Origin of the sequence: Mycobacterium sp. (genome assembly GCF_044370595.1) — a bacterium.
Classification (GTDB): Bacteria; Actinomycetota; Actinomycetes; order Mycobacteriales; family Mycobacteriaceae; genus Mycobacterium.
Genome location: NZ_JBILVF010000172.1, coordinates 1 through 6,777, shown reverse-complemented (window position 1 = coordinate 6,777; position 6,777 = coordinate 1). Strand labels below are relative to the sequence as shown.

The window sequence follows — 6,777 nt, the reverse complement described above, 5'->3', positions numbered from 1 at the left end:
GAGGGTTTCGCTGCCGATCAGCGGGCCGTGCAGACGGCCCAGTTGGGTCAGGGCCAGCGCCGCGTCTTCGATTGTGGCGCCTCGGATTTCGTCGCCGACCTCCGCCGGTGCCGCATCATCGAGCAGAAGGGTGAACATCCCGGTCTCGGGCTGGTAGGAGGCATGGAAGCACTGCGCGATGGGACCACCGAGTCGGGGCGCCAACTCGGTGTAGAACCGCACCTCGCGCTCGTAGAGTCCCAGCGCCTGCCCGGTCCCCCGGCTCACGGGATCGCTGGCGGCCACTTTGAGGACCACTGAGCACGGCCCGCTTCCCTGGCCGTAGGTCAGCGTCACCCGGTAGCACTCACTCATCTGGCCGGTGCCGATGCGCTCGACGGTGAATCCGCTCACCCGGCCGCCACCGAGGTTGGCCGTCAGCCATTCGGCGGTGAGGGCGTCGGGGCGCTCTATCGTGGCTTGGCCATCGCGGGGGTCGATCACCCCTCCAACGTATGACGAGTGTCAATCGCCCACCGGGGGGACCCGGGGAACTACTGGCCGTCGCGGGCCAGGGTGAAACCGGCCCAGGCCTTCCGGCGGTGCGGGTGCGGGTCGTACTCGACGTGGGTGTGGCGGTCGAAGACCAGAACCGGGCGCTCGTCGTGGTTATAGGCCGGCCAGTCCTCGCCGGGTAACCCGGTCCGGCTGAACTCCTGCCAGCGGTGCTGCACCTGATGGCTGACCTTGACTGCGGCGCGCTGGTCAACCCCGGCGGTCAGTACCGCACCGACGCGTGATCGGTATACGCCGAAGACCGCCAGCAGTTCGGTGGCGTGGGTGGCGCCCAGTCCGGCCCAGTGCAGTGTTCGTGGAGCGAAGTCGTAGCGGTAGACGTAGGTGGGGGCGAGCTTGGCGTGCGCCTCAGCGATCTGCCAGGCGGCGGTGCCGAAAATCATGTCGCCGCCGAACTCGATGCACGCCTTGGGATCGGGGTACTGCGGGTAGGCGGCCAGGACCCGCTCGCGTACTTCCGGCGGAGTGTGAGACAGGATGCGCTCTATCGAGCGCTCGCTGGTGGGCAGCAACTTGAGAAAGCGGGTGAACAACCTGCCCTCCTCGGCGTTGGTGCCCACGATCAACGGAACCTTGTGCGCCACTGCCTGTCTCATCGCCTCGAACGGGTCGAGCGGCAGATAATCGTCGCCATGGGTGGGGCCGACCACGGAGGCACCGAGCATGTCGTTGAGGCTGTGCTTCATCAGGTAGTCGGTGGCCCGCACCAAGTCCGTGGGTGACGCCTCAAGCAACCCCGGGCCGGGATTGCGGCGATCCAGACCGAGCCGGTCGACGAAGCGGTCGGCGAACTGCGCGGCGACGTCCTGCGAGCTGACCATGCCCGATGCGGGGCTCTGCGAGATCGCCTGATGGAAGAGGCCTTCGGCCTCGGGAACACCGAGCAGGGTGGCCACGGCGTGGGCACCGGCGCTCTCGCCGAAGATCGTGACGTTGCCCGGGTCCCCCCCGAAGGCAGCGACGTTCTGCTGGATCCATCGCAGCGCCATGACGATGTCGCGCAGGAACAGGTTGCTCTCGATCGGCACGTCCGGGGTGGACAGCGATGAGAGGTCAACACACCCCAGGGCGCCGAGTCGGTAGTTCACCGAAATGTAGACACACCCACGTCGGGCCAGGGCGGCGCCGTCATAGAGCGGGGTGGCCGAACTGCCCAGGATGTAGCCGCCGCCGTGAATGAAGAACATGACCGGCAGCGGGTCACCGTCTGGGGCCGGACCCGACCACCGCGGGGTGACCACGTTGAGGGTCAGGCAGTCCTCGCTCATCGGCTGGTACTTGCCGACTCCGGTCATGGTGTATATCCGCTGCTGCGGTGCGCAGGCTCCCCAGCTGTGCGCGGACCGCACACCTGACCAAGGCTGAGCCGGTTGCGGCGCGCGGAACCGAAGAGAGCCGACCGGTGGTGCCGCATAGGGGATGGAACGCCACCGGTTGACCCCGTTGCGGGTGAACCCCTCAACCACACCGTTGGCGGTGCTGACCTGGACGGTGTGCTCATGCATATCTCCGACGGTAGCGAACACCCGCTGCGCCGACGCCCCTGACCTGCCTGCCGGGGTCGGGCAGATAACCTGGGCATATGCGGACTGCCATGATGCTCGCCGCGTCGGTGCTGGTAGCTGGGTGTTCCCAGCAACCGGTCGGCCAAACGGGTGCGGGCGAACTGACGCCGATCACCCCGTCGAGACCCGCCGGTGCGACCGCCACGACCGGACAGACTTCCTCAACGCCGCCGACGTCGGCCGTGTTGGCTCCCAGCGGCGACGCCGCCGTGGCGGACGTCATCGCGTGGGTGCAGGCCGGCCCGCCCGTGGACGGTGCGGACTTCCGGGTCGCCCTGCGCAACGGCACCACCACCGACCTCGGCGACGACACGGCGTTCACCACCGCATCGGGGATCAGTTGTATGACGGAGACCAAGCGGGTCGCCGGCGGACTGGCCTGTCTGGTGAATCTGGCCGATCCGCCGCCGCAACCACCCGACGTCTACGGCGTGTGGAAGGGCGGGTGGGTGGATTTCAACGCCGCCGGGGTCCAGGTGGGGTCCGCGCACGGAGATCCGGGCCGGTTCAGCGCCGGGCAGGGTCCCCCGCTGCCGGCGGGCGGATCGCTGTCGTTCGGCGACTTCCGGTGTCGCGCCGACAACACCGCTCTGGTGTGTGTGAACTACGCCAACCAGACGGCCGTGCGCTATAGCGACGACGGGATCGACACCTACGGGTGCGCCCGCCGGGACCCGCCACAGTCGGGTATCGGGATTCAGTACGCGTGCTGACGATTGCCGTCAACTCTGTTCGGCCAGTTCGCGGATCCCGGCCAAGGTCGCGGCCACGGCAGCACGGAACTGCGCCCGTCGGCCTTCAATGATCTGTTGCGCCCGCTCGGGACTGCGCTCGATCAGCATCGTGACCCCTGATGGGCCCGGGCCGATTCGCGCGGTGTACTCGAGCCTGGTGCCCTGCGTGATCGGCCGTAGATCGAATTGCCATGTCGCCGCTGGGTTTTCCGGATCACCGACTGCCCACCCGAAGGCCCTCGGCGGATCGAAAGCGACGATCTGGGACACGGTGGTCCACTCCCCGATGGCTCGGTTGCGGTTGTGGCCGAGGAACTTCGCGCCGAGTCCCGGCTCGTGGAACCCGTTCGCCCAGTGAACCTCGTACAGTTCGGTGCTGAATCGGGGCATCACTTCGATATCGCTGACGATGTCCCAGACACGTTGCAGTGGCGCGATGATCTCCACACCGTCGACCACCTCGTGTCGCTGCATCAGATCAGCATCTGCGGCAACAGGAACATCCGCACGGTCGTGGTGACCAGCATCACCAGGCCGGTGAGGATCAGCGCCACCTGAATCTTCGGCGAGGTGAACTTGGTAGCGACACTGGCGAAGAACAGCACCAGAGCGAACAGGACGGCGAGCATCACGTACCGGGTGCTGGTGTTGCTGGCCTCGTCGGCGGCGGCCAGGGCGGCCTCGGCTTTGTTGGACATCTCATCGGCCTGAAGCTGCGCCGGGACCACATAGCTGGGCAGATCCAGCGGTGTGCCGTCGGGCACCCGGGCCGGGTTGCCGTCAACGTCCACCGGAACCCGGCCCAGCCATTCCTTCTGCGCCCGATCCAGCGCCGGTGAGAACCGGTCGCGCAGGAAGCCAGCCCGCTCCTTCTGCCCGGATGCCGTCGCCTCCACCCAGGAGATCCACATCTGCGAATCGACGACGTACTGGCTGGTGGCCTCCGACGCGGCGCGGTTGGCGTCGCTGCGTTGGATCGCCGAGATCGACTGGGCGTCGGACTGCGCGTTGGACCATTGACTGGCCTGGAATGAAGCCCAGGTGGTGGCCACCGCAGCAAGCGCCAGGATGATCGCCGTCCACGAGTCGAGGATGCGCTGGCGGCGCTCCCAGGGGTCCTCGGGTTCCACCACCTCGATGTCGGTGCCCAGCATGTCGTCGACGAGTTGGTCGACCTTCTCCAGCACACTCTCGTGCCCGTCGGCGTTGGTGTCGGCCACGCCCCACTCCTGTCGATGTCCGGCGACGACTTGTGCGGCTAGTGTGCCCCTGGCCGGGCGGGTTTTCGTCGATTTCCGGGCGGAACCTCGCTGCGGGCTACGCTCGTCAGGTGAGTTCCGAGCGGAAAAGGCTGCTGCCGGAAGGGCGGCTGCGGTGGTCGGACTGCGAACGGCTGCAACGCCGGCCGCCGGCCCGCAACCAGCACTGGGCCGAGTCGGTCAGCCGCCCGCAGCGGGTATTGAACTTCGCTGCGTGGATTTCCGCCGCACTCACCGCGTTACTGGGCGCGCTGCAGACCTTCACCGGTGACCGGGTTCTCTACATCGGCCTGATCAACCTCGCTGTCGCGGTGTTGTTTCTGGGCGTTCCACTGCTCAACCGGTTCGGCAACGTCATCCCGGCATTGGCTTTCGTCGGGATCGCCTACGCCTCGCTGACCTTCGTCGGCTCCCAGATCGGCACCGATTCAGGCGTCCAGTTCTACTACCTGGTGTCGGCGTCTCTTGCGGTGCTCGTGTTGGGCGTCGAACATGTGGTGTTGGCCGGAATCGTGGTCAGCGTCGGGGCTGCCTTGGCGGTCTTTTTGCAGTTCAACGTTCCACAGGACACCGGAATTCAACCCCGTTGGGCGCTCGATATCGCGTTCGTGTCCACCACGGCGGGCGCATGCCTGTTGATCTTTCTCACCGTCTGGTACGCCATGCGGGAGGTGGCGCGCGCGGAGGCGGCGATGGAGGTGGAGTACAACCGCTCCGAAGCGCTGCTGACCAACATCCTGCCGGCCACCGTGGCGGCGAAACTCAAAGATCCGGCGCACGGAACCATCGCCGACCGCTACGACGACGCCTCGATCCTGTTCGCCGACATCGCCGGTTACACCGAACAGTCCAGCCAGATCACTCCCACCGAGTTGGTCCGGTTCCTCGACCGTCTCTACACCACTTTCGACAGGTTGGTGGACCGGCACGGCCTGGAGAAGATCAAGACCACCGGGGACGCCTACATGGTGGTCAGCGGCGTGCCCACCCCGCGGCCCGACCACATCGAGGCGATCGCCGATCTGGCCCTTGATCTATCCCGTGCGGTCGCCGAGTTACGCGACCCAAGGGGCAAGCCGGTGCCGCTGCGGATGGGGATCGCCGCCGGGCCGGTGGTGGCCGGAGTGGTGGGTGCCCGTCGCTTCTTCTACGACGTCTGGGGTGACGCCGTCAACGTCGCCTCACGGATGGAGTCGACCGACGTCGTCGGCCGGATTCAGGTGCCTGAGAACGTTTTCGAACGGCTGCGGCATCGCTTCGTGCTCGAGGAGCGCGGCGAGGTCGAGGTCAAAGGCAAAGGCGTGATGCGTACGTGGTTCGTGGTCGGCCGAAAGCCGGCCGGGGACAATCTCCGCGAACGTGTGCCCTATGCGCCCGAAACGGCGGATTTCCCGGCGTAGGCCTCGCTATCGGCGCGGCCTTACATCACCTTCGACAGGAACGCCTTAGTCCGGGTCCTTGCTTGGGATTGCTCAGCACCTCCCGCGGTGGCCCGCTCTCGACGATCACTCCCCCCAGGCGAAGCCCATCTCGTGGTGACCCCGCGCCACAAGAAAACCATCGGTAGCGGCGTTTCGACGCCGGATGAAGACCAATCCGACCACCTGCCTGGCGGTATGACAGACTCAACCCATGACAATTCACTCTGGCACCACGGGTACCTCTCGCGGGACATTGTTTCCGCATCTGTGGAAGTCGGTACTGCTGACCGGAATCCTGACCGTGGTCCTGGGCGCGATGATCCTCGCGTGGCCCGGCCCGACCTTGCTGGTCGCCGCCATTTTCTTCGGTGCATACCTGCTGGTCACCGGCATCTCGCAGGTTTTCCACGCCTTCACCTTGCACATCTCCGGCGGAGGTCGTGCACTGCTGTTCATCAGCGGTGCCGCCTCGCTGGTGCTGGCCGTGCTCGCCTTCCGACATATCGGTGATGCGGTGCTACTGCTGGCGATCTGGATCGGTATCGGTTTCGTCTTCCGCGGTGTTGCCACCGCCGCCGCCGCCCTGACCGACCCGGATACCCCGGGACGGGGCTGGGAGATCTTCATCGGCGTCGTGACCCTGATCGCCGGCGTCATTCTGCTCGCCTACCCGTTCGCCTCGCTGCCGACGCTGCTCTGGGTGACCGGTGTCTGGCTGGTGGTGATCGGTATCGTCGAGATCATCGGCGCGTTCGGGATCCGCAAGGCGGGCAACGAGGTTCGCACCGTCATCAGCGACGTCATTCGCAGCAAGTGACCGGGTAGTCTGAGTCAACTGCCGCCCCACACAGAATCGGAAACCATGACTGAGCCGCCGGAGTCGCCGGACTACCCCGGACCGCCGCCAAGCACGACACCACCGGCAGGACCGCCGCCACCCGGGCCAGCACCGGCGTATCCGTACGCGTATCCCCCCGGCCCGCCCGGGGCACAGATGCCGCCGGGCGGTGCCCCCGGCCCCTACCCGGGTGCCTACCCGCCCCCGCCGATGCCCTACGGCGACTACTACCCCGGCGGCCCCGCGCCGGCGCCGCGCAACGGTTTGGGCGTTGCCGCACTGGCGGTGGCGATCATCGCCCTGGTCGCGTCCTGCTCAGTGGTCGGCGGAATCATCCTCGGCATCACCGCGGTGATCCTGGGCGTCCTGGCGCGCGGCCGAGTCAAGAGCGGTGAGGCCAACAAC

Annotated in this window: 7 protein-coding genes and 1 pseudogene; 4 read left to right on the top strand and 4 right to left on the bottom strand. The window is 66.9% G+C overall.

Annotated elements, in window-relative coordinates:
• Together ADBZ5N_RS16415 and ADBZ5N_RS16410 are read right to left on the bottom strand one after the other, a co-directional pair.
• On the bottom strand, positions 1-483 hold a 483-nt coding region (locus tag ADBZ5N_RS16415; RefSeq protein ID WP_526259230.1), incomplete at its 3' end, for a protein kinase family protein.
• A gap of 50 nt (positions 484-533) precedes the next feature.
• Entirely contained in the window at positions 534-2,060 is a 1,527-nt protein-coding gene (locus tag ADBZ5N_RS16410; protein WP_526259228.1) for a carboxylesterase/lipase family protein, read from the bottom strand.
• A 77-nt stretch (positions 2,061-2,137) separates the two neighbouring features.
• Between ADBZ5N_RS16410 and ADBZ5N_RS16405 the strand changes: the two genes are divergently transcribed.
• Positions 2,138-2,833 carry a hypothetical protein gene (locus ADBZ5N_RS16405; protein WP_526259226.1) on the top strand — a complete coding sequence of 232 codons (696 nt, stop codon included), beginning with the start codon at positions 2,138-2,140 and terminating at the stop codon, positions 2,831-2,833.
• Positions 2,834-2,842: 9 nt separating this feature from the next.
• Here the strand turns inward: ADBZ5N_RS16405 and ADBZ5N_RS16400 are convergent, their stop codons facing one another.
• Both ADBZ5N_RS16400 and ADBZ5N_RS16395 read right to left on the bottom strand, forming a co-directional pair.
• Positions 2,843-3,328 carry an SRPBCC family protein gene (locus tag ADBZ5N_RS16400; RefSeq protein ID WP_526259224.1) on the bottom strand — a complete coding sequence of 162 codons (486 nt, stop codon included), beginning with the start codon at positions 3,326-3,328 and terminating at the stop codon, positions 2,843-2,845.
• Positions 3,328-4,074 carry a hypothetical protein gene (locus tag ADBZ5N_RS16395; protein ID WP_526259222.1) on the bottom strand — a complete coding sequence of 249 codons (747 nt, stop codon included), beginning with the start codon at positions 4,072-4,074 and terminating at the stop codon, positions 3,328-3,330. The genes ADBZ5N_RS16400 and ADBZ5N_RS16395 overlap by 1 nt, the downstream gene beginning before the upstream one ends.
• 131 nt (positions 4,075-4,205) lie before the next feature.
• Here ADBZ5N_RS16395 and ADBZ5N_RS16390 point away from each other — a divergent pair, with 131 nt between their 5' ends.
• From ADBZ5N_RS16390 to ADBZ5N_RS16380, 3 genes and pseudogenes are all read left to right on the top strand, one after another.
• A complete protein-coding gene (locus ADBZ5N_RS16390; protein ID WP_526259232.1) occupies positions 4,206-5,513 on the top strand; it encodes an adenylate/guanylate cyclase domain-containing protein in 1,308 nt (435 codons plus the stop codon).
• A gap of 232 nt (positions 5,514-5,745) precedes the next feature.
• Complete coding sequence (locus tag ADBZ5N_RS16385) at positions 5,746-6,351, top strand: HdeD family acid-resistance protein (protein WP_526259220.1); 606 nt, start codon at positions 5,746-5,748, stop codon at positions 6,349-6,351.
• Between the two features lie 45 nt (positions 6,352-6,396).
• Positions 6,397-6,777: pseudogene (locus ADBZ5N_RS16380) on the top strand (DUF4190 domain-containing protein); the annotation flags it as partial.

What these genes read in the sequence shown, in the direction of transcription:
- ADBZ5N_RS16410 (WP_526259228.1), bottom strand. Translation starts at nt 2,060, where the DNA reads ATGCATGAGCACACCGTCCAGGTCAGCACCGCCAACGGTGTGGTTGAG.
- ADBZ5N_RS16405 (WP_526259226.1), top strand. Translation starts at nt 2,138, where the DNA reads ATGCGGACTGCCATGATGCTCGCCGCGTCGGTGCTGGTAGCTGGGTGT.
- ADBZ5N_RS16400 (WP_526259224.1), bottom strand. Translation starts at nt 3,328, where the DNA reads ATGCAGCGACACGAGGTGGTCGACGGTGTGGAGATCATCGCGCCACTG.
- ADBZ5N_RS16385 (WP_526259220.1), top strand. Translation starts at nt 5,746, where the DNA reads ATGACAATTCACTCTGGCACCACGGGTACCTCTCGCGGGACATTGTTT.